The sequence below is a fragment of the Arachnia sp. genome (assembly GCF_057238465.1).
In genome coordinates, this window is sequence record NZ_DBHHFZ010000012.1 from 96,209 (window position 1) to 117,019 (window position 20,811).

Genomic DNA, 20,811 nt, shown 5'->3' on the forward strand with positions numbered 1-20,811 from the left:
GGCTGCCCGTCCCGTAGGATGTCGGCGAAGGAGGCGAGATGGCGATCGAGGAGAACCTGGCACGACAACGACAGCTCTACGGGGAGCCGCTCGCCGACATCGCGGGGCGCATCCGGGGCGACCTGGGACTGACCCAGGCGGGTCTGGCGCAGGTCCTGGGGCTGTCAGCCCCCATGATGTCGCAGTTGCTGTCGGGACAGCGCGCCAAGATCGGGAACCCCGCCGTGTTGGGACGCCTTCAGGCGCTCATCGAGATGTCCCAGCAGGCCCCGAAACTGACCACGGCACAGCGCACGGAACGCCTCAAGGAGATCCGGGAGGCCACACCCACGATCTCCACCTCCATGAACCCGGCCACCCGAGAACTGCACAACGCGGCCCCCGCGGAAGAGTTGCGGCGACTCGCCGAACTCACCACCGCCCCGGAGCTCGCCCGCCTGCTGAGGATCGCTGCCGAACATGGGTGAGGTTTTCGGAGGACGCTATGAGTTGATCGACCTGATCGGTGAGGGTGGCATGGGTGCCGTGTGGCGCGCCCGCGACCTGAAACTGAACCGGATCGTGGCGGCCAAGGTGCTGCGGCAGTCGGACGCCTCGACCCTGCTGCGTTTCGTCCGTGAACAGGGCCTCAGGGTGAACCACCCGAATGTGATCGCCCCGCTCGGCTGGATCGGCGAGGACAACCAGGTGCTGTTCACCATGCGCATCGTCGCCGGGGGTTCGCTCGCGACGCTGATCGGCGACCACGGCGCCCTGCCTCCCCGTTTCGCCGCCGAGATCCTGCGGCAGCTCCTGTCCGGCCTCCAGGCCGTGCATTCCGCCCACTTGGTGCATCGCGACGTCAAACCGGCGAACATCCTCCTGGACGCCACCGGCTCCGGACGCCCCCACGCCTACCTGACGGACTTCGGGATCGCCATCGACCTCGCCGGGCCACGCTTCACCGAAACCGGCATGGTCCACGGCACCCCCGGGTACCTGGCCCCCGAACTGATGACCCTCGGGGACGTGACCCCCGCGGTCGACATGTTCGCGGCCGGCATGGTGGCCGCATCGATGCTCACCGGCGCCCGCCCCCGCGACATCGACCTCAACCGCGGCACCCCCGACGGCGTCCCCGAGAGCTTCTGGTCCCTGGTCCGCGACCTCACCGCCCCCCGCCCCGAGGCGCGGCCGGGTACATCGGAGGCCCTGCGCCGCCTGGATGTCCCGGAACTGGCCTGGCAGGACGGCGCCGCCAGGGATGTCGAGGTGTTCCAACAACTGGAGCCGCTGGATTCCGAAAACCCGACGACGACGTCCCGCCGCCCCGGGACGCCCGGACCGCTGTCCCCCCAGTACCCCGCTCCTTCCCCGGCGACTCCCGGAACCCCACAGCCGCCGGCCCCGCCGACCGGTCAGCCCCGGCAGCCACCCTCAATGGTCTCCCGGCCCCAGCAACCGACTCCCCCGACCAGCCCGCTCCAATCCGCACCCACATCCGTCCCGGCCCTGCCGCCGACGCAGGCGCTGGCGACGCCCCCACCAGCGGATGTCCCCGCCCCCGGGAAACGCGGCGGGAAACGCCGCATCCCGGACCGGGTGCTGCTCGCCGCCTCCGTGCTGCTGCTCCTCGGCGGGGTGATCCTGCTGGTCGTCTGGTACCTGCCCTGAAGAAACCGGAACGAAACGACGGTGGTTCCGGGCATTCCGGAACCACCGTCGTGGAGTTTCCCGATCAGCTGCGGCGCCGCAGCAGCACGTAGGCCACGCCCCCACCGCCGAGCACCACCAGGGCGCCGCCGGCCCCGAACAGCGCCAGCTTGGTGGAATCCCCGAAGGGACTTTCCTGACCGGAATCGGTGCCGCTGGATTCACCCGCGGGAACCTCGCTCACCTGGACGTTACCGGACTGCTCGGTCGCCTCACCCAAGACGGCGAGCGAGAACTTGACGTTCGCGGGCTGCCCCTTCAGGAACGTTTCATCGCCCAGCGCTACCGCGTAGTAGTAGTAACCCTCCATCGCGAAACCCCGGCTGGAGTAGTGCATCTCGGGGGAGTCCCAACGGTTCCGGTAGCGCACCTCCGGCACCTGATTGATGTGCGGGGCGCTGCTGGAGTGCGCGCCCGTCTTCTTCATGAAGAACGTGACTTGCCCGCTGGATGCCGAATCCATCCGGCTGAAGTCCGGCGCGTAAACCGCGGAGGAGACTGCGACGTGGTCTGACAGAGTGGAATTCCTGATGACATCCGGAGAGAGTTCGAGACCGTCGAGGGCGAAGATCCCGCTCTGGCCATATTTGATGGGGGTCTTGAAGAAGGCCATCTCCCCGGGCACCAGCTCGACGCTGTAGGTGCCGGGAGCCACCTCGAGGGCGTCATTGAAGCTGGCCCCGCCGAGCACCGACGTGACGTTGTCCGTCGCGGGTGAACTGACCCCCTCGGAGTTGCTCGAGGGCACCTCCTGCACCCCGGTCGGAAGCTGGTCGGCGTTCTCCACGGGCGCCTCCTCCATCACCCGGATCTCGATCGGGATCGCCCCGCCGGAACCGGGCATGCGCGCCACCTTGAAGTAGAAATCCTTGGCGTCGGCGCAGGTCTGTTCTTTCGTTCCCTTGGACGCCGGATTCCTGGGATCCGCGGGCAGCGCGACCAGCGTCTGCCCGACCACGACCCCGGTTTTGCCGCTGTCGAAACCGGTGCTGCTCTCGTATGCGCACGCGTCGTCGTCCATGGTCTTCAACTCCCAGACCCACGAGCCACGCTTGACGGAGTCGAAGAAGCGGGCGTTCGGCATACGGGTGAGGACATTCACGCGCAGCGTGGAGCCGGGTTGGCTCCGCCTCACCTTGTAGTACTTCTCGGTTTTCTCGTTGGAGGCCACGGAGATGTCCGTGTACTGTCCGGGGGCCAGCAACGGAGCACCGGCGGGGATGTCCGCCCCCTGCACCGGGGTGCCCGCGACGGTGAAACCACGCGCCGTGCGGGCGCCGAGCCGCTGAAGGCTCGATTCCAGGGACTTGGCGTCCTTCGCTTCGTAATAGCTGCCACCACCGGCCTCGGCCACGCACGCCAGCTGCTGGCGGGCCTTGTCCTCCACGCCGAAACCGACGGTGTCGATCTGAAGACTCACCCCGCCCGCGATCAACTCACGGATCTCCTGACAGGGATCGGGCGAGCAGGTCTCCTCCCCGTCGGAGACGAGAATGATGTGGCGCTTGCCGCTGTCGCCCAGGTCCTTCGCCCCTTCCTTCAGCGCGTACGCGATGGGGGTGTCGCCGCGGGGCTGGAACTGGTTGATCGCATTGGTCAGGCCCGCCTTGTCCAGGGCGCCGACGGGATGGGCCAGCCGGGAGTCCGTGCAGGAACCCGGGGCGCCGTTGCCGTCGACGTCGGCACCGTAGACCCTGAGCCCGACCTCGGCGTTCGCGGGCACGGAGTCGAGGGCGTGTATGAGGGCCTTCTTCGCGGCATCCATCTTGGTGCCGCCGGACGGATCCGCGTCCTTCATCGACCCCGAGGAATCCAGCATCAGCAGGACCTTGGGTGCGGGTTCATCCGCGTGTGCGGCGGGCAGGACGGGACCACACACGGAAACCAGCAGCAAGGCCCCGCAGGCCGCCGCCAGGCGATGGGATCGGTTCATCGATCTACCTCCAATCTTTGCAACTGCGAATCTAGAGTTCGCTGTTGCAAATGTCAACCCCGGGCGGACGCGCTCCACCCGACCGCCACCAACCCCGATCCAACCACCCACCGGCCCACCAGTCACTCCCCGGGGAAACTCCTCGCCGGCCCTGCCCCCGCGAAACGCGCACACCGGATGCACATCACCCGCCGACTTCTCAACAGCCCAGAACGTTTTTCCAAGGCATCTCGGGCTGGCGAACCAAGCTTCTTTCACTCAAGAAGGCCAGTAACTTTCAGCGACGCTGCTAAAGCTGAGCTTTAAACTTTTGACAACCATCCAGTTCCGTCGCCAAACTTCTAATATGACCGTACCACTCAGGGCGCTGGAGACCAGCACCGGACCGCAAAACCAAAGGAAGACAATGTCAAGGATTGATCAGATCCATCAGCACCTACAAAGGCTCGTCGCTCTCACCCCCGACCTCGAGGGCGCACTTCTCGTCACCCTCGACGGCCTGCCCATCGCATCGGCGCTGGCCGGGGGCACCGACGAGGACCGCGTCGCCGCCATGGGTGCGGCCGCGCTGGCCACCGGCACCCGCACCGTCAGCGAACTGAAGCGTGGCGAGCTGGAGCAGGTCCTCGTGAAGGGCAGCGACGGCTACATCGTCCACATCGCGGCCGGACCCGAAGCCGTCCTGATCGGCATCTCCAACGGATACGCGAAGCTCGGCATGATCCTCTTCGAGATGAAGGCGACTGCCAAGGACCTCGCTCGCGAACTCGCATGAAACCGCTGGAGGACATGACCTGCCCGGGGCAGGCCACGCAGTGGACCTACTACGACGGAAGCAGCCGTCAGGTGGTGGTCACCGACGTGGAGACCCGCTTCCCGACGGGTGAGTTGATCGTGTCACAGACCGACCGGGATGGTGTGATCACCACGTGCAACGAGGCGTTCGTCATCATGTCGGGATTCACCAAGGAAGAACTGATCGGGTCACCGCACTCGATCCTGCGCCACCCGGACATGCCCCGGGCCGCGTACGCGGACCTGTGGGCCACCGTCCAGCAGGGCAAGCGCTGGAGTGGATACGTGAAGAACCTCCGGGCCGACGGTGGCTACTACTGGGTCTACGCCACCGTGATCCCGAAGGTGCGCGGCGGCGAGATCGTCGGGCACACCTCCGTGCGACGCGAGCCGTCGCGGAACAAAGTGTCCGAAATGGAAGCGCTGTACGCGGAAATGGTGAAGGCCGAGGGTCGCTGAAATGACGTTGCAGTTCGCCATCAGTCCGGATGTGAACATTCAAAATGTCACGGACTGGTTTATTTTTAACACAAAGTTGCAGCGGATCACGGGAGAGGCCTTCCGCCCGACTTCCTACACGGACTTCGCGGACCTGCACGCCGCTTTCGAGGAGAACAGGGCAGACCTGGTCTATGCGAACGCAGCGGATACTGCTTACCTCGTCCGGGACAAAGGATACCTTCCCGTCGCCTGGGCCAGTGGAATGGCGAAGGAAGCCACCGTGGTGGTTGCCGCCGACAGCGACCTCCAGGAGGTCACGGACCTGACGGCCCCGCTGACCGCGGCGGCCACGGACGCCCCCGACGTCGAGAGGATCTGCCGCATCCTCCTGGAACCCGCGAGCCTCGGCTACCCGGACATCGAGGTCTCCCTCAAACCCAATCCTGTGCTCGTTGCGAAAGCGGTCATGCAGGGCCAGGTGCAGGTCGGCTTCTTCCCGCAGGACGCCTACGACGAGTTGTCGTCGATGGTGAAGAAGCAGCTCCGGGAACTGATCCGGAGCCGCATCTACGTGGTGCGCAGCAGCCTCCTCGCCAGCCCCGGAATCGCACATCTCGTGGAACCGATCTGGCACGGCCTGGAACAGATGAACGCCGATCCCAGCGATGCGGAACTGCTCACCGCGCTGGGTGCACCCCACGGCTGGGAGCGTCTGGGCCAGGAGGACACCGAGTTCATGATCGATCTGATGGATGCGCTGGCCCAGGAGGGTTCCCCGAGCCGGTAGCTGCCGGCAGAGGCACCACCGAGAAGCCCACGCACGGCGCCCCGCTCCTTCAGGACCTGGGGCGCTGTGCTTTCTCGATGTTTCCGTTCCCGATCTCGGCTGTGCCTCACGGGCGTTTCCCCGGTTGGGCAGCGCTCAGCCGCCCCGTCCGCCTTTTTCGGGGTCAAATCCGGGCTGGGTGCCGTGCAACCGGGGTTTCCGGTCGGCGCCGACGACGCGCGGAGAGATCCGGGAACACAGCACGTGTGTTCGTCCTGAGATGACTGTTCTCCGCGGATCCTCGCGTGGCAGGGTAAATGGTATCACTGACCCTGCCGAGGCAACGAGAGCCAGGAGAAGACCATGTTTCAGTGCGTCCACCGTCGTCCGAGTCTGCTTGTCGCCGTTGTACTGACCGGAGGTCTACTGGTCGGCTGCAATCCTCTGCCCGCCCCGGTTCCCGATGCCACGACGCCCACCCCAACGACGGCATCCGAATCGCCGAGCCCAACACCATCACCAACCCCGGCCTCCGAGTCACCGAGCCCAACATCATCGCCGGCCCCGGCCTCCAGCCCTGCCCCGACGCCGGTGCAGATTCCCGGCGCCTATCCGGGGGCCGGTGGTCCACGTCCCGAGAACGCAACCCCGGTCACCGCCGTTCATCAGGATGTGGCGACGATAATCAATCCGGCGAAGAACATCGGCTGCGAATTCGCCGACCAGCACTCGTATGTTGGTTGCGGGATCGAGAGTTACGTCACGGACATGCCCTATGGCCGCGACCATGCGGGATCGAAATGGTGGGTGGAGATGTCCACGAGCGATTCTCCCGGCCTTGAGGAGCCCACGATCAGGTCCAAGAACAGGGCCGCCGCTTTCCAAAGACCGGAAACTCCCCCACAGGTGGTGCCCTACGGCACCGTCGTCTACCACGGCGACTACACGTGCGCATCCGAGAGGGCGGGCATGACCTGCTGGAACACGACCACCGGCCACGGCGCATTCATGAACAGCATGAGCACGACGACGTTCTAGGTGTGTTGTCCAGGCACATGGGTCGCGTCTCGCGATGAAAAACTTTTCGCCTTCCGCCCAGCGGCGCCCCATCCGGATTACGCTTCCTAGCGACACCGGTTCGTCACTGGCGACCGGAACAAAGTGCTACTCCGGCCGCCCCTATCGCTGTACCCGTTTCCGTCCAAGTCGAGAACAAGGAGTCGCGATGTCCAACAGCACACAAACCTCATCCAAGGCGAGTTCGCTCGTCATCCGCAGCGCCATTGTCGCCGCCGTTGGCGGCCTGATCTTCGGTTTCGACACCGCCGTCATCTCCGGAGCCAACGCCGCGCTCAAAGTCCAGTTCAACCTCGACGACGGGGGCCTCGGCGCAACCGTCGCCATCGCCACAGTCGGCACCATCGTCGGCGCGCTCATCGGTGGCCGCTCCGCCGACTACTTCGGCCGCCGCAAGTTGCTGTTCTTCATCGGCATCCTGTACGTACTCGGCGCCCTCGGAACGGCCCTGGCGCCCAGCCACCTGGTGCTCATGATCTTCCGGTTCGTCGGCGGCGTCGGCGTCGGCCTGTCCTCGGTGTGCGCGCCGATCTACACCGCGGAGATCGCCCCGGCCAAGGTCCGCGGCCGCCTCGTCGGCCTCGTCCAGTTCAACATCGTCCTCGGCATCCTCGTGGCCTATTTATCGAACTACATCGTCGCTCAGATCGTCCACGACCCGCAGATCGCGTGGCGTTGGATGCTCGGCGTGATGGTCGTCCCGTCGGTGCTGTTCCTCGCATTCCTGATGGTGGTTCCCGAAACACCACGCTGGCTCATGGCCAAAGGCCGCGAGGAAGAAGCGATCGCCATCAGCCGTCGTCTCTGCAACACCGTCGAGGAATCCGACGAGCAGGTCCAGGAGATTCGCGACCAGCTCGCCGCCGCCGGGTCGCAGGCCACCTTGAGCCAGTTCTTCACGCGCCGCTACTTCAAGGTCATCGCCTTGGCTTTCTTCATCGCCATGTTCAACCAGCTCTCCGGCATCAACGCGATCCTGTACTACGCCCCCGAGGTCATGAAGCAGGCGGGTGCCGACGACAACGCGGCCCTGCTCATGTCCGTCGCCGTCGGCCTGATGAACCTGGTCGCAACAATGGCCGCTTTGACCGTCATCGACCGCATCGGTCGTCGCTCCCTCATGATCGTCGGCTCCATCGGTTACCTGGCCTCGATGGGTTTCCTGACCGCTGTCATGTTCATGTTCCAAGGGCACTTCGACTCGACCTCGTCGACGCTGGTGCTGATCGGCCTCCTGGTGTTCATCGCGGCGCATGCCTTCGGTCAAGGGTCGGTGATCTGGGTGTTCATCTCCGAGATTTTCCCGACGCGTGTGCGCGGCCTCGGTCAGTCCCTCGGCTCGCTGACCCACTGGGTGTTCGCCGCGATCACGACCTACGCGTTCCCGCCGATCATCGGCGCTTGGGGTGGCGGCTGGGCGTTCTCCATCTTCCTGGTCTGCATGTTCGGTCAACTCGTCTGGGTGCTGACTAAGATGCCGGAAACCAAGGGCATCCCACTCGAGGAGATGGAAGACAAACTCGGCCTCAACAAGTAGCCGACCGACAAGGAGGTCCCCATGACTCAATCCAAGCCCGTCCTCTGCCTCGGTGAGGCACTCATCGACGTCGTCATCCGCGACGACACCAGGAGTGAGCACGTCGGTGGCAGCCCCCTCAACGTCGCCTGCGTGATCACCAGCCTCGGCCGGCCCGCCCTGATCGGGGCCTGGTGGGGGCGCGACGACCACGGCAAGCTGATCGAGGACTACGCCGCCGAACACGGCGTCGGGGTCGTGCCCGGCAGCGACGGAGCCGCCAAGACATCGCTCGCGTACGCCCGCCTCAACGAGGCCGGCAGCGCCGAGTACGAGTTCGACCTGTCGTGGGAGGTCCCGCCGCTGCCCGCCCCGGAAGCGATCGTCCACCTCCACACCGGCAGCCTCGCCGCAACCCTTGAGCCAGGCGGCACCCAGGTCCTGGAGGCGGCCCGCGCAATGTCACAGGTCGGCACCGTCTCCTACGACCCCAACGCCCGTCCAGCGATCATGGAGTCCCCCGAAAAGTCGCGCGGCCGCGTCGAGGAGCTCGTTGCGCTGGCCGATGTTGTCAAGGTCTCCGACGAGGACCTCGAGTGGCTCTACGGCAAGAGCACCCCCGTCGAGGAGGTCATGCGGCAGTGGCTGAAGCTCGGTCCGAGCCTGGTCATCGTCACCCGCGGCCCGTGGGGCATCTATGTCAAGCTCGCCTCCAAACGCGACATGCTGGTGATCGACCCGCTCACCACTGACGTCGTCGACACCGTCGGCGCCGGCGACTCGTTCATGGGTGGCCTCATCTCGGGCCTGCTCGACGCCGACCTGCTCGGTAGCCGCGAGGCCAAGGCCCGGCTCCGGTCCGCAGGCTGGGACGACGTCATGCCGGCGCTGCACCGGGCAACGATCACGTCGGGCCTGACGGTCCAGCGCGCGGGCGCCTACGCACCGACCCATGAGGAGGTCGCTGCGATCAAGGCCAAGGACCTGCGCCTGGCCTGACCCAGCGTCGACGGCGGGATCAGTCCTCGTTCTCCTCGGACCGGACGATCTCGCCGTCGGCGTTCTTCTTTGCCCGCTTCTTGCATCCCCGCTGGACGATGAGCGGGTCGGTGAGATTGATCACCGACGGGGCCCTGCCGTCCTAGTCGTGAATTTCGAAGAACAGGAACAGGGCGTGGAGGAACTCGTCGCGCAGCACCAGGTCATCCAACGACGCCCGGCCCGCCTCAAGATCGGTCCGGCGCCGAGCAGCCAGCCACACTCGGAGCCCCCCATCATGGCGTCCGCCCGCTCGGATTCGTTTATCGTTGGCCAGCCTTTGGTAGCGCCTGGATAGCGGTGATGGCTCGTTGCAGGGACGGGCAGCTCTGAGCGGCGGCGGAAACGTCCCAGTGGCGGGATGCGAACTCGGTCAGGTGCTCCACGAACAGCGGGCCTGGATGTGCTTGCCCGTGCACAACCTCTTCCCGGATGTCGCGGCTGCTTTGTCGGACTCGCCCTCCACCACGACGTGCATGGCTACCGCCTCGCGGCCTTGATGAGACCGGTCAGGTCGCCTGGGTTGATCAGCTCCGCCACCACTTCGGACAGGGGAAGGTCGGCGCTGATCTGAGCTTCTACCTCGGCTATCTCGGAGAGCTGGTTGGCGACCGTGGCGTCGCTGGTCACCTGCAGTACCAGAACTTCCCCTGGGCGAATGCCTTCGTCGTCGAGCAGCTCCGGGGAGTGGGTCGAGAGGATCACCTGCATGCTGGTCCCGCGCTGGGCCATCGCCAGAAGCGAGGCCAGCTTCTGCACGACAGCCGCGTTGAGCGAGAGTTCCGGCTCTTCCAGGAGCAGCACTCCGCCGTTGGCAGGAGAGCTGATGATGGTCCACAGGAGTCCGATCAGGCGCAAGGTACCGTCAGAGAAGTCGGTTTCGTTCTGCTCCGACGGGCTCTTGCGCCAGTTGCGGTATCCGGCAATCAGGTGTGGCTGTCCCGCCTTGTCCACCTCCAGCCGCAGCGTTTCGAATCCTGGAACCGCCGACTGCAGGGCCCGCTCGATGCGCCGGAACCACGCCTGCCTGGTGCGGGCCGGCGTCGCGTTCATGTCTGCGATCATGGAACTGCCGAATGCCCGAGGGCTCGCCCCGCCCGCTTGAGGATAACGGATCATCTGGGGCACCAGGTGGAAGTAGTTGGCCTTGGCGAAGTACTCGGCGATGGGCCGGAACTCCTGGTTGGCGGAGATCTGTTCCAGGTGCGTCTGGGTGAGCTGCTCTGGGTCCCGGTCATCGTTGGTGTCCGGGCGGGACAGCAGCTCCCTGCCGTTGCGGGTGACGATCTCGCGAACGACGATGGGGCGGTTGTGGCCGCCCTTCTTCCCCTTGATCGCCAACTCATAGCGCCATTCATCTTCCCCGTCGCGCAGATCAACCATGATGGCGAGTTCGCCCTTGTGGTTGTTTCGGGCGAACAGGCAACGTGCCCTTGACAAGCCACCGCGCGCTTCAAGGGCCGCCGCCAAACCACCGCCTGGCCGGGAGATATCGCGCAGGAAGCGGAAGAGGTCAAGCAGATTCGACTTACCCGCTGCGTTTGGTCCGACAATCAGCAGGCGATCCGCCACTGCGAAGTCAAGGTTCTTGAAATTGCGCCAGTTGTGTGCAGTGACATGGGTGATCTGCATGGTTCAGTCCTTCCAGTGCACATATCGTCTCATTGGCTGCTCCCGGGTTCTCACGGAACCTTTGCCTGAGAAGTAGTGACTGTGACACGCTACCTGAAGGGATTTGCTGTGCCACAGCAGTTCGACCAACCGCTCCATCATGTCGCCTTCCCGCTCGGACTCGTCGGTCCTTGGCCTTCCTCCTTTGGGGACGACGCCAAACCGAGTTTGCGGCGCCGGAGGGCCGACAGCTCAATGACCTCTGCTGCTGGAGCATCATGTGGTTCTGGGTCGAGCTGCATCCAGTAGCGCACCAGGTGGGCGGGGCACCGGCCAGCGCAATCCTCTGGTGAGGGGGTTGTGGCCTAGGTTTCGAAAATTGACAGCTGGTTGAGCCGGCCTGCTCGCTCTGCGAGCTGGCCGTGTCGAAACCCCTAGTGGTCGTGTCTTGGGAATTGCGGCGGGCTCTGGTGGTTTCGCGGTGGACTGCTCCTTCGTCGCAGTCCAGCTCAACCAGCTTCGGGGAGGCTGTGAATAAGCTTCCACCATTTACGGGACCACGCCACTAGGATGCTCCGGTGCCACCTCCTCACCACAGCAGTTCGGATGCCGTCTCACTGGCCTGGAGCCCCGACGGGAAACGGATCGCGGTGGGTTCCGGGCAGGGGCTTCACCTCCGGGATGCGACCGCCGGAAAGCTTATCGCCCCGGAACCGGTGTGGTCGCTGGCCTGGCACCCCGATGGCAGCCGCGTGGTCACGGGGTCCTGGCAAGGCGCTGCCCGGGTCTGGGAGATCGCTTCGGGAAAGCTGCTCACCACTCTGGATTCCAGCGATGCCACCCGCGCGGTGGCCTGGAGCCCCGACGGCACCAGGATCGCGACCGCAGGGGCGCCGCAGGAGGTGCAGCTGTGGGATGCCTGCACCGGAGCCCGAGATGGTGGGCTCGGCACCAGCCACGGAAAAGGCATCCTGGCCCTTGCGTGGAGCCCGGGCGGTGACCGCCTGGCCACCGCGGGAGATGTCACCACCCAGATCCTTGATGTCGCGACCGGCCGAACACCGCGGGTCCTGGAACACGGAGCCCACGTCTGCGCCGTGACCTGGAGCCCCGACGGGAAACACCTGTTGACCACCACCGACGAAAACTGCCTGGCGAGCCTCTGGGATGCCGGAACGGGTGAGCTGTTGCGGACCTTCGGCTATCGGGAGCCGGTCGAGGACTGGTACCCGTTTCCTTGGGACGCCTCCTGGAGCCCCGACGGGAAGCGGATCCTGACCGCCCCCAGCCTCGAAGGTGTCCGGGTCTGGGAGGCCGCTTCCGGGAAACTGATCCGCGCCCTCCAGGATCTGGGTGTCGAGGCCGTGGGTTGGGGTCCTGGAGGAAGCCTCGTGGCCAGCACCACCGGCCGGGCGATCCGCTTCTGGGACACGGAAACCTGGGAGTGTTCTGCGGAGGTCCCGCTCACCGGCTCCCGCACCGCCCCAATGTGATGTCACCGCCGGTTCCGGAGATGGCGCTGATCCGACCGGCGCGGCTGTCGAGGGGCCCGAAGCATTCACCCGCGTCGGTTTCACCGGGAAATTGTTCGCAACCGTCCTCAGTCGTGTCCCGGCCGAGGGAATCGCTGGTTGATGCGCACCACGCGGCTCTCCCTCAATTCGTCCGGGTCTGGGCGGTCACGAATCGAGGCGGCACCTCGTCGGCCAACCACACCTTGTCGTTGCCCTTGTAGAAGGGGATGCCGGCGGCGTGGGCCGCTGCGGCGTCGATGTGCAGGACGACCGGGCGCGACGCGTGCCGCGACCCCACCGAGCGCGCCATCCCGACATCCGTGGACAGGTGCACGAACTGCCGCGACATGGGCAGCAACCCCTCGCGCATCACGCGTTCCAGGATGTCCGGGGAGGTGCCGTGGTAGAGCAGGTCGGGCGGGGTGGCGGGGGTTCGTTCGATGCGTTCGGGCAGGGAGTGCCCGTAGATCGCCCGGATCCGGCCGTCGCGGATCTCGTGTCGTTGTTTGCTGGCCACCGCCAGGGTCTCCTCGATGTCGGCGACGCCCACCGATTCCCAGCCCGGCCTGCTCCGCAGCGCCGCGACGACCTCCCCGAGACCCACCCAACCCTCGGGGTCGAGTTCCAGCCCGTAGCGACCGGGGTCGTGTCGCAGGGCGTGGGAGAGCACGCGGCTGAGTTCGGTGAATGGTCTTTTCATCAATGACTCCCGGGTGGTTCCTCGGCGACGACCCCGTCACCGCACAGGAAGCATGCCACACCGCCCCGGGGAGCGCGAGCCCACTTCAGGGCCGCTCCCGCGGCTCCGGGGAACCGGCCCTCCGGAATCCCAGCGACCCGTAGAGGCGGTGGGCCGCATCCGAGGTCCCCTCCCCCACCCGCAGGGACAGCTGGGCATCGCCCGCTTTCCGGCAGGCGAGCATCGCGCCGGTCATCAGGGCCCGCCCGATTCCCCGGCCGCGGAATTGCGGATCGACGAACAGATCGATGATGAAGGGCCCCTCGAGTCCCTCGTCCCAGATGGAACGCTCCACCGTCAGCACGGCCCCTGCGGGCCGGCCACCGGCCTCGGCCACAAGGCTGGCCCCGGGACGGAGAACACCGTAGTCGCCCTCGAAGGTAGCGGCGATCTCCGAAAGGGCCTCGGCGTGATTCCCGGCCCCGATCCCCGGGGGATAGCTGATCAGGTAGAGCCGGGCCAGCGGTTCAAGATCATCGGGTCTGATGATCCGCGGCGACGGTTCGGGGAGGACACGGGCCGGGAGGAGGGACAGATCAGCGGTGAGCAGGTCGGAGGGCATGACGAAATCCATTTCGTGACGGGACTGGCCGGGTGGGTTGGTGGACGGTGTCAGAAACGGATCACGCCCACGAGTCTAGGCCAGCAACGGAAGCGGGACACCGTACCCTGGCCGCGCTACGGACATCATCCGGATCTGTGCGCGCCTAGGGAAAGGACACGATCCGGCGCTCTACCGGAACAGCCGAGGCAGCAGGATCTTGAAGAAGGATCCGCGAACGAGGGCCCTCCGCCGCGGCCATCCGGTGGCGACCCGGGACGCGCACAACCACCGTGCGCAGTGGCGCCGGATCAGCGTCGTTTTCTCTTCGCCGTGGGAGGATTTCCTCATGCATCCCGTCGACCCCCTGATCCTGGACGAATCACCCGAACGGGCCGGGGCCATCGCCGTCATCGACGCCCCGGGGCTCGTCACGGCCGCCCTGGAACGCAGCAGCGACGTGAGGGTGTGGTGCGACGACCTGCGTGATGCGCAGGCCGTGTCCGAGATCGATCCCGGCCTGCTCGTCTCCCATCCCGGTGAGCTGCGCGGGGTGGATCTGGTCTGGGGGCATCTGCCGAAGTCCCTGGCCGCCCTGGACGAGCACTGCGCCAGCGTCCAGGGCGCCCCGGATGTGATGTTCCTCAGCGGGGCGAGGGTCAAGCACATGAACCGCTCCATGAACCAGGTGCTGGCCCGCCACTTCACGGCCGTCAACGCCAGCCTCGGGCGTTCCAAGTGCCGCGTGCTGCGGGCCTGGGGACCGAACCAGCTCGAAACCGAATGGCCCAAGACCCGCAACCACCCCGATCTCGGACTGGTCCTCGCCGCGCACGGCGCCACCTTCAACGGCAACCGGATCGACGACGGCACCCGGCTCCTCCTGGACCACCTGGATCCCGGGGACGGGACCGCGCTGGACCTGGGGTGCGGCAACGGGATGATCGCCGCGGTCCTGGCCCGCCGGGGACTCGAAACGACCGCGACCGACGTTTCCTGGTCGGCGGTGGCCGCCACCCGCGCCACCGCTCAGGCCAACGGTCTCGACATCGATGTCCGCTGGGCCGACGGCCTGTCCGGTTTCCCCGACCACAGCTTCGACGTGATCGCCACCAATCCCCCATTCCACCGGGGGCACGCCAAGGAGTCGGAACCCACCCTGCGGATGTTCGACGAGGCGGCCCGGGTGCTGCGTCCCGGCGGACAGTTCTGGTGCGTGTTCAACTCCCATCTGCCGTGGCGCAGGGAGCTCGCCACCCGGATTGGTCGGACCAGGGTCGTAGCCCAGGACCGGAACTATCAACTGACGTTTACAAACCTGTGACCTGCCCACAGGAAGCACGCACACAACACACAGGTAACACACAGATTCCCGGAGTTCTCTATCTCCCGTAGCCAACGAAGCGAACAGGAGAGCCTCATGACGAACCAGGAGAACATCCACCCGGCCCACAACACCCAAGAGGGTCTGCCCGGGAACCCCTTCCGGAACGCAGCCGGCTCCCAACAGCCCGTTTCGCAACCCGGCCAAGCCAACCCGCAGCCCGGCCAAGCCAACCCGCAGCCCGGCCAAGCCAATCCCCAACCCGGCCAGGCGGCCTCCGGGCCCGGACAACCCGGCCAGGGCACCCCCACCTTCCAGCCCGCGGGCGCCCCCATTCCCCAAGGTCCTCAAAGCCCCCAAACCGTTCAAGGACCCCAGACCGTTCAAGGCCCCCAAACGGTCCAGAACCCCCAGGCGACCCAAGGACCTGCCCCCGCCCCACAACCGCTGCCTTCCGGTGCGAGCCAAGCGGCAGGGCCCTACCCCGCCTCGGCCCCGGTACAGGTGCAGACCGCGACTAAGAAACCCCGGAAGGCCCGGAAAACCCTGGCGGCCTTCGTCGCCGTCGCCCTGCTGTCGGCCGGGGTTGGTGGGGGCAGCGCGATCGCCGCGAACCACTACCTGGGGGGCAACCAACCCAGCGCCATCTCGACGGCCACCACCACCCAGGTGGCGCAGCCCTCCGAGAACAGCCCCGACTGGACCGCGACGGCGGCCGCCATCAAGAACGCAGTGGTGGCGATCAAGGTGGAGGGCAGCAACAAACAAGGGCAGGGTTCCGGTGTGATCATCGACGCCAAGGGCCACATCGTGACCAACAATCACGTGGTCTCCGGCGCGGGACAGGGAGCCAAACTCAGCGTCACGATCGGCGACAAGACCTACTCGGCCAAGGTCGTCGGCACCGATCCCTCCACCGATTTGGCGGTGCTGAAGCTTGAGAACCCACCGTCGAACCTGACGGTCGCGTCCTGGGGGGATTCCTCCAAGCTCAAGGTGGGGCAACCGGTGATGGCGGTCGGCAACCCGTTGGGGTTGTCCGACACGGTGACCACCGGCATCGTCTCCGCCCTGAACCGGCCCGTCACGACCCAGGCGGTCAACGACAACAACGTCGACGGCACCGATTTCAACAGCCAACGGGACAGCGACGTGGTGGTCACCTCCGCCATCCAGACCAACGCCGCCATCAACCCGGGCAACTCCGGTGGTGCGCTGGTGGATTCGTCCGGTGCGCTGGTGGGCATCACATCCTCCATAGCGTCGTTGGCCTCCAGCGGCTCGTCCTCCGGTCAGTCCGGCAACATCGGCATCGGTTTCGCGATCCCGTCGGCCCAGGTCAAGTCCGTGGTGGAGCAGCTCATCGCCAACGGCACCGTCAAGCACCCGCAACTGGGCATCCGGGCCAGCAACGGCACCTCCGGCACCCAACTCGGCGCCCGGGTGGAGGAAATCACCCAAGGTTCTGCAGCCGCGCAGGCGGGGCTGCAGAAGGGTGATCTCATCACCGCGATCGACGGCACCCCCGTGGTCGGTTCCGAATCCCTCGTGGCGCAGGTGCGCAGCTACGAGGTGGGGAAGGAGGTGACCCTGAAGGTACTCCGAGGCAGCGAAACCCTTGAACTGAAAGTGACCCTTGGAACTGCGAACTGAGAGGTCTTCCGACAATCGCTGCCGAGCCGGCGCCGTGGTCTCCCGCCCCACTCCGGGAGGCCACGGCGCTGCCGCATGTTCCCACCCCACAAGAGTGCGGCCCGGGCACACCCTCGAAGCCAAGCACGCCAACCCAACCGCGCTGAATCACGGAATGCCCCTGAAAACCAGTTAAGCCGGGCCGCGAGGAAGGAGCAGCCCGAGTCGAAACCCCTTTTGAAGCTGGTTGAGCCAGCTCGTGAGCGAAGCGAACGGCTGAGTCGAAACCACTACTGGCACCCAGCGGGTAAAACCCCACCCCAGCTCCCCGGACACGGTCACCATGGTTTCGACACGACCCACTCGCTGACGCTCGCAGGCCGGCTCAACCACCTTCGGGAAGACCAAAGCTGGTTGAGCCAGCTCGTGAGCGAAGCGAACGGCTGAGTCGAAACCACTACTGGCACCCAGCGGGTAAAACCCCACCCCAGCTCCCCGGACACGGTCACCATGGTTTCGACACGACCCACTCGCTGACGCTCGCAGGCCGGCTCAACCACCTTCGGGAAGACCAAAGCTGGTTGAGCCAGCTCGTGGGGCTCGGTTCAACCAGCTTCGGGGAGAAACGGCCCGCCTCGCTTTGATTCGATACCCTCGACGCCATGCGCGCCCGCCTGATCGCCCTGAACCCGGAACCCGTCGACCTGCCCTTCGACGCTGCCTGGCAGCCGCGGCCCTTCGGTCACGTCGCCTGCACCGTCGTCGAGACCGACGATCCGGAACAGCTGCGCCTGCGACTCCTGGAGGTCGCTTCGGGTGGGGTGATCACGGGTCCTCTCGCCGAGGAGCCGGCGCGTCTGGTGATGATGGATGTGGATTCCACCCTGACCACGACGGAGGCCATCGACCTGCTGGCGGAGCACGCCGGCACCGGGGAGCTCGTCGCCTCGATCACGGAACGGGCGATGCGCGGTGAGTTGGATTTCGCGGAGTCGCTGCGGGAGCGGGTCGCGACGCTGCAGGGACTGCCGGTCCGGGTCTTCGACGAGGTCCTGCCCCGCATCACCCTGTCGCCGGGCGCGCGGGAGCTCGTCGCTGCCCTCCATGAGGCAGGGGTGAGGGTAGGGGTCACCTCGGGTGGGTTCACCGCGCTCGTGGCTCCCCTGGCAGAGGAACTCGGCCTCGACTTCTTCAACGCCAACGAGTTGGAGATCCGCGACAAGACGCTCACGGGCCGGGTGATCGGAACGGTGGTGGATCGCGACCAGAAGGCCCGCGACCTCACCCGGTTCGCCGCGACGGCGCAGGTGCCGTTGGAACACACGATGGCGGTGGGCGACGGCGCCAACGACCTGGGCATGCTCGCCGCGGCCGGGCTCGGTGTGGCCTACCGGGCGAAGCCCGTGACCGCCGCCCGGGCCGATGCGGTGATCAATTTCCCCAGGCTCGACGCGGTGACGGCCCTGGCCCTGCCCTGAGGAGCACCGCGGGCAAGGTGGCACCTGGCTGGGCCACCCTCCGGCAAAGCCGATACGCTTGCCTTGCATCCAAGTGCAGGTTTTCCAAGGAGGGAATATGTCAGGTCGGATTCACAACGAGGGTTTCCGTTCCAAGTTGATGTCCGCTGAGGACGCGGCCGCTCTGGTCGAGAACGGCTGGAACATTGGTTTCTCGGGCTTCACCGGGGCCGGGTACCCCAAGGAGTTCCCCAAGGCCCTCGCCGCACGCATCGAAGCCGCGCACGAGAAGGGTGAGGAATTCCGCATCGGCATGTGGACCGGGGCCTCGACCGCACCTGAGCTCGACGGTGCGCTGGCCCGCACGGGTGGAGTCGCGTTCCGTGCGCCCTACCAGTCCGATCCCGAGATGCGCACCGCGATCAACAAGGGCATCACCAACTACTGCGACATCCATCTCTCGCACATGGGGCTGCAGGTGTCGCAGGGCTTCCTGGGCCCGCTGCACCTCGCCGTCGTCGAGGCCACCGCGATCACCGAGGACGGCGACATCGTGCCCTCCTCCTCGGTCGGCCTGAACCGCACCTATCTCGAAAAGGCCGACAAGGTCATCATCGAGGTCAACTCGTGGCAGTCCGAGGACCTGTTCGGCATGCACGACATCTACTACCCCATCGGTGTCCTGCCCCCGAACCGTGGTGCGCTTCCCATCACCAGCACGGGCGACCGGATCGGCGACAAGGTGCTCAAGGTGGACGCCGACAAGGTGGTGGCGGTCGTCGAAACCAACGCCGCGGACCGCAACACCCCGTTCAAGCCCCTCGACGACGATTCCCGGGCGATCGCGGGCTACCTCCTGGACTTCCTGACCAACGAGGTCAAGCACGGTCGGCTGCCCGAGAACCTGCTGCCTTTGCAGTCGGGTGTGGGCAACATCGCCAACGCGGTGCTCGCGGGTCTGCTGGAGGGTCCGTTCGAGAACCTCACCTCCTACACCGAGGTGATCCAGGACGGCATGGTCGACCTGATCGACGCCGGTAAGGTCACCGTCGCCTCCGGTACCGCGTTCTCGCTGTCCCCGGAGGCCGCGGAGCGGATGAACGAGAAGGCCGGGTTCTACCGCGACCACATCATCCTGCGCCCGATGGATGTCTCGAACCATCCCGAGGTGATCCGCCGCATGGGTGTCATCGCCTGCAACGGCATGATCGAGGCCGACATCTACGGCAACGTGAACTCCACCCATATCATGGGTTCGCGCATGATGAACGGCATCGGTGGTTCCGGTGACTTCACCCGCAACGGCTACTTCTCCTCGTTCGTGACTCCGTCGACGGCGAAGGGCGGTGCGATCTCCGCGATCGTCCCGATGGTCAGCCACGTCGACCACACCGAACACGACGTGGACGTCATCATCACCGAGCAGGGACTCGCGGACCTGCGTGGCCTGGCCCCGCGCCAGCGCGCCCAGGCGATCATCGAGAACTGCGCCCACCCGGACTTCAAGGAGCCGCTGCGCGAGTACGTGAAACTGGCAGCGACGAAGGCCAACGGCCAGCAGACCCCGCACGACCTGGCGACGGCCCTCAACTGGCATGTGCGTTTCCTGGAGACCGGCTCCATGAAGTGACACCCGGGTCCTGAACACCTGCGGATCCCCCGGCCCCCGAACGGGCCGGGGGATTTTCGCATCCAGCGCACAGTCGTCGAGGCCGATCACCGGCCCCTTCAGGAAAGCCCCTGAATCATTCCTTTCCGAATCCGAAGCGCTCGGCCAGCTCGGCGGCGTATGCGAGCCACTCATCCCGATCGTCGGGGTCGCAGTCGGCGTAGTGGAGAGCGACGAGGCAGGACATGCGTGCCAGTTCTTTGTTTTCTGGTTGTATCGCCAGCGCGTCGCGGAAGCTGATGGCTGCTTCTCGCCACAGGGGGATTCGCTCGGGGTGCTTGGTGGGCAGCAACTGGGCCAGTCGTGCTGCCGCAACTCCCAGATCCCACAGGGCTTGAAGATTCCCGGGCAGTTGCGCAGCCAACTCCCGACTGATGCCAAGAGACTCCTCATACAGCCCCAAAGCCCGCCCGGGATCACTGTTTTTCAGCATGCCCGCAACATTGTCCAAAGCAATCGTGAGGTCCCGACGAGCCTGCAAATCACCCGACAACCGCCCATCGAGGTCCCGCCTGATGCCAAGAGACTCCTCATACAACTTCACAGCCCGCCCGGGATCACTGGTTTCCAGCATGCCCGCAACATTGATCAAAGCAACCGTGAGGTCCCGACGAGCCTGGAAATCACCCGACAACCGCCCAGCCAGGTCCCGCCTGATATCAAGAGAGTCCTCATAAAGCTTCAAAGCCCGCCCGGGATCACTGTTTTTCAGCATGCCCGCAACATTGTTCAAAGCGACCGTGAGGTCCCGACGAGCCTGCAAATCACCCGACAACCGCTCATCGAGGTCCCGCCTGATATCAAGAGAGTCCTCATAAAGCTTCAAAGCCCGCCCGGGATCACTGTTTTTCAGCATGCCCGCAACATTGTTCAAAGCGACCGTGAGGTCCCGACGAGCCTGCAAATCACCCGACAACCGCTCATCGAGGTCCCGACTGATATCAAGAGACTCCTCATAAAGCTTCACAGCCCGCCCGGGATCACTGGTTTTCAGCATTCCCGCAACATTGTCCAAAGCAATCGTGAGGTCCCGACGAGCCTGCAAATCACCCAACAACCGCCCATC

At 65.8% G+C, this 20,811-nt stretch carries 18 protein-coding genes; 13 read left to right on the plus strand and 5 right to left on the minus strand.

The window, feature by feature from the left end:
- The first annotated feature begins 38 nt into the window (after positions 1-38).
- Positions 39-467 carry a DNA-binding protein gene (locus ACO6D6_RS12700; RefSeq protein ID WP_484785607.1) on the plus strand — a complete coding sequence of 143 codons (429 nt, stop codon included), beginning with the start codon at positions 39-41 and terminating at the stop codon, positions 465-467.
- Complete coding sequence (locus tag ACO6D6_RS12705) at positions 460-1,653, plus strand: serine/threonine-protein kinase (RefSeq protein ID WP_484785608.1); 1,194 nt, start codon at positions 460-462, stop codon at positions 1,651-1,653. Before ACO6D6_RS12700 ends, ACO6D6_RS12705 begins: the two co-directional genes overlap by 8 nt.
- Positions 1,654-1,717: 64 nt before the next feature.
- Here ACO6D6_RS12705 and ACO6D6_RS12710 read toward each other — a convergent pair whose 3' ends face one another.
- On the minus strand, positions 1,718-3,625 hold the full coding sequence (locus ACO6D6_RS12710; RefSeq protein WP_484785609.1) for a VWA domain-containing protein: 1,908 nt from the start codon (positions 3,623-3,625) through the stop codon (positions 1,718-1,720).
- A gap of 406 nt (positions 3,626-4,031) precedes the next feature.
- On the opposite strand from ACO6D6_RS12710, the gene ACO6D6_RS12715 reads away from it, so the two are divergent.
- The 6 genes from ACO6D6_RS12715 (at position 4,032) to ACO6D6_RS12740 (ending at position 9,219) form a co-directional block, all read left to right on the plus strand.
- Positions 4,032-4,400 (plus strand): roadblock/LC7 domain-containing protein, encoded by a 369-nt coding sequence (locus ACO6D6_RS12715; RefSeq protein ID WP_484785610.1) that lies wholly within the window; start codon positions 4,032-4,034, stop codon positions 4,398-4,400.
- Positions 4,397-4,879, plus strand: a complete 483-nt coding sequence (locus ACO6D6_RS12720; RefSeq protein ID WP_484785611.1) for a PAS domain-containing protein — start codon at positions 4,397-4,399, stop codon at positions 4,877-4,879. The genes ACO6D6_RS12715 and ACO6D6_RS12720 overlap by 4 nt, the downstream gene beginning before the upstream one ends.
- Position 4,880: 1 nt before the next feature.
- Positions 4,881-5,648, plus strand: coding sequence for a PhnD/SsuA/transferrin family substrate-binding protein (locus tag ACO6D6_RS12725; protein ID WP_484785612.1), 768 nt, complete (start codon positions 4,881-4,883; stop codon positions 5,646-5,648).
- A gap of 570 nt (positions 5,649-6,218) precedes the next feature.
- Positions 6,219-6,665 carry a hypothetical protein gene (locus ACO6D6_RS12730; protein ID WP_484785613.1) on the plus strand — a complete coding sequence of 149 codons (447 nt, stop codon included), beginning with the start codon at positions 6,219-6,221 and terminating at the stop codon, positions 6,663-6,665.
- A gap of 187 nt (positions 6,666-6,852) precedes the next feature.
- Positions 6,853-8,241 carry a sugar porter family MFS transporter gene (locus ACO6D6_RS12735; RefSeq protein WP_484785614.1) on the plus strand — a complete coding sequence of 463 codons (1,389 nt, stop codon included), beginning with the start codon at positions 6,853-6,855 and terminating at the stop codon, positions 8,239-8,241.
- A gap of 21 nt (positions 8,242-8,262) precedes the next feature.
- The gene (locus ACO6D6_RS12740; RefSeq protein ID WP_484785615.1) at positions 8,263-9,219 is read left to right on the plus strand and encodes a carbohydrate kinase family protein; all 957 of its coding nucleotides are present in this window, start codon (positions 8,263-8,265) and stop codon (positions 9,217-9,219) included.
- 519 nt (positions 9,220-9,738) lie between these two features.
- On the opposite strand, the gene ACO6D6_RS12745 is transcribed toward ACO6D6_RS12740, so the two are convergent.
- A complete protein-coding gene (locus ACO6D6_RS12745) occupies positions 9,739-10,890 on the minus strand; it encodes an AAA family ATPase (RefSeq protein ID WP_484785616.1) in 1,152 nt (383 codons plus the stop codon).
- 557 nt (positions 10,891-11,447) lie between these two features.
- Between ACO6D6_RS12745 and ACO6D6_RS12750 the strand changes: the two genes are divergently transcribed.
- Positions 11,448-12,362 carry a WD40 repeat domain-containing protein gene (locus ACO6D6_RS12750; protein WP_484785617.1) on the plus strand — a complete coding sequence of 305 codons (915 nt, stop codon included), beginning with the start codon at positions 11,448-11,450 and terminating at the stop codon, positions 12,360-12,362.
- A 163-nt stretch (positions 12,363-12,525) separates the two neighbouring features.
- Here the strand turns inward: ACO6D6_RS12750 and ACO6D6_RS12755 are convergent, their stop codons facing one another.
- Entirely contained in the window at positions 12,526-13,083 is a 558-nt protein-coding gene (locus tag ACO6D6_RS12755; RefSeq protein WP_484785618.1) for an RNA 2'-phosphotransferase, read from the minus strand.
- An 85-nt stretch (positions 13,084-13,168) separates the two neighbouring features.
- Positions 13,169-13,696, minus strand: coding sequence for a GNAT family N-acetyltransferase (locus tag ACO6D6_RS12760; RefSeq protein ID WP_484785619.1), 528 nt, complete (start codon positions 13,694-13,696; stop codon positions 13,169-13,171).
- A 316-nt stretch (positions 13,697-14,012) separates the two neighbouring features.
- On the opposite strand from ACO6D6_RS12760, the gene ACO6D6_RS12765 reads away from it, so the two are divergent.
- From ACO6D6_RS12765 to scpC, 4 genes are all read left to right on the plus strand, one after another.
- Positions 14,013-14,987, plus strand: coding sequence for a class I SAM-dependent methyltransferase (locus ACO6D6_RS12765; protein WP_484785620.1), 975 nt, complete (start codon positions 14,013-14,015; stop codon positions 14,985-14,987).
- A gap of 504 nt (positions 14,988-15,491) precedes the next feature.
- On the plus strand, positions 15,492-16,640 hold the full coding sequence (locus ACO6D6_RS12770; RefSeq protein ID WP_484785621.1) for a S1C family serine protease: 1,149 nt from the start codon (positions 15,492-15,494) through the stop codon (positions 16,638-16,640).
- A gap of 641 nt (positions 16,641-17,281) precedes the next feature.
- Complete coding sequence (serB, locus tag ACO6D6_RS12775) at positions 17,282-18,097, plus strand: phosphoserine phosphatase SerB (protein WP_484785622.1); 816 nt, start codon at positions 17,282-17,284, stop codon at positions 18,095-18,097.
- A 97-nt stretch (positions 18,098-18,194) separates the two neighbouring features.
- Positions 18,195-19,706 (plus strand): succinyl-CoA:acetate CoA-transferase ScpC, encoded by a 1,512-nt coding sequence (gene scpC, locus ACO6D6_RS12780; protein WP_484785623.1) that lies wholly within the window; start codon positions 18,195-18,197, stop codon positions 19,704-19,706.
- A 115-nt stretch (positions 19,707-19,821) separates the two neighbouring features.
- Here scpC and ACO6D6_RS12785 read toward each other — a convergent pair.
- On the minus strand, positions 19,822-20,811 hold a 990-nt coding region (locus ACO6D6_RS12785; protein WP_484785624.1), incomplete at its 5' end, for a hypothetical protein.

Bases quoted from the DNA above. Each gene is read 5' to 3' on its own strand.
- ACO6D6_RS12700 (WP_484785607.1), top strand. From the start codon at position 39: ATGGCGATCGAGGAGAACCTGGCACGACAACGACAGCTCTACGGGGAG.
- ACO6D6_RS12705 (WP_484785608.1), top strand. From the start codon at position 460: ATGGGTGAGGTTTTCGGAGGACGCTATGAGTTGATCGACCTGATCGGT.
- ACO6D6_RS12710 (WP_484785609.1), bottom strand. From the start codon at position 3,625: ATGAACCGATCCCATCGCCTGGCGGCGGCCTGCGGGGCCTTGCTGCTG.
- ACO6D6_RS12715 (WP_484785610.1), top strand. From the start codon at position 4,032: ATGTCAAGGATTGATCAGATCCATCAGCACCTACAAAGGCTCGTCGCT.
- ACO6D6_RS12720 (WP_484785611.1), top strand. From the start codon at position 4,397: ATGAAACCGCTGGAGGACATGACCTGCCCGGGGCAGGCCACGCAGTGG.
- ACO6D6_RS12725 (WP_484785612.1), top strand. From the start codon at position 4,881: ATGACGTTGCAGTTCGCCATCAGTCCGGATGTGAACATTCAAAATGTC.
- ACO6D6_RS12735 (WP_484785614.1), top strand. From the start codon at position 6,853: ATGTCCAACAGCACACAAACCTCATCCAAGGCGAGTTCGCTCGTCATC.
- ACO6D6_RS12740 (WP_484785615.1), top strand. From the start codon at position 8,263: ATGACTCAATCCAAGCCCGTCCTCTGCCTCGGTGAGGCACTCATCGAC.
- ACO6D6_RS12745 (WP_484785616.1), bottom strand. From the start codon at position 10,890: ATGCAGATCACCCATGTCACTGCACACAACTGGCGCAATTTCAAGAAC.
- ACO6D6_RS12755 (WP_484785618.1), bottom strand. From the start codon at position 13,083: ATGAAAAGACCATTCACCGAACTCAGCCGCGTGCTCTCCCACGCCCTG.
- ACO6D6_RS12760 (WP_484785619.1), bottom strand. From the start codon at position 13,696: ATGGATTTCGTCATGCCCTCCGACCTGCTCACCGCTGATCTGTCCCTC.
- ACO6D6_RS12765 (WP_484785620.1), top strand. From the start codon at position 14,013: ATGCATCCCGTCGACCCCCTGATCCTGGACGAATCACCCGAACGGGCC.
- serB (WP_484785622.1), top strand. From the start codon at position 17,282: ATGCGCGCCCGCCTGATCGCCCTGAACCCGGAACCCGTCGACCTGCCC.
- scpC (WP_484785623.1), top strand. From the start codon at position 18,195: ATGTCAGGTCGGATTCACAACGAGGGTTTCCGTTCCAAGTTGATGTCC.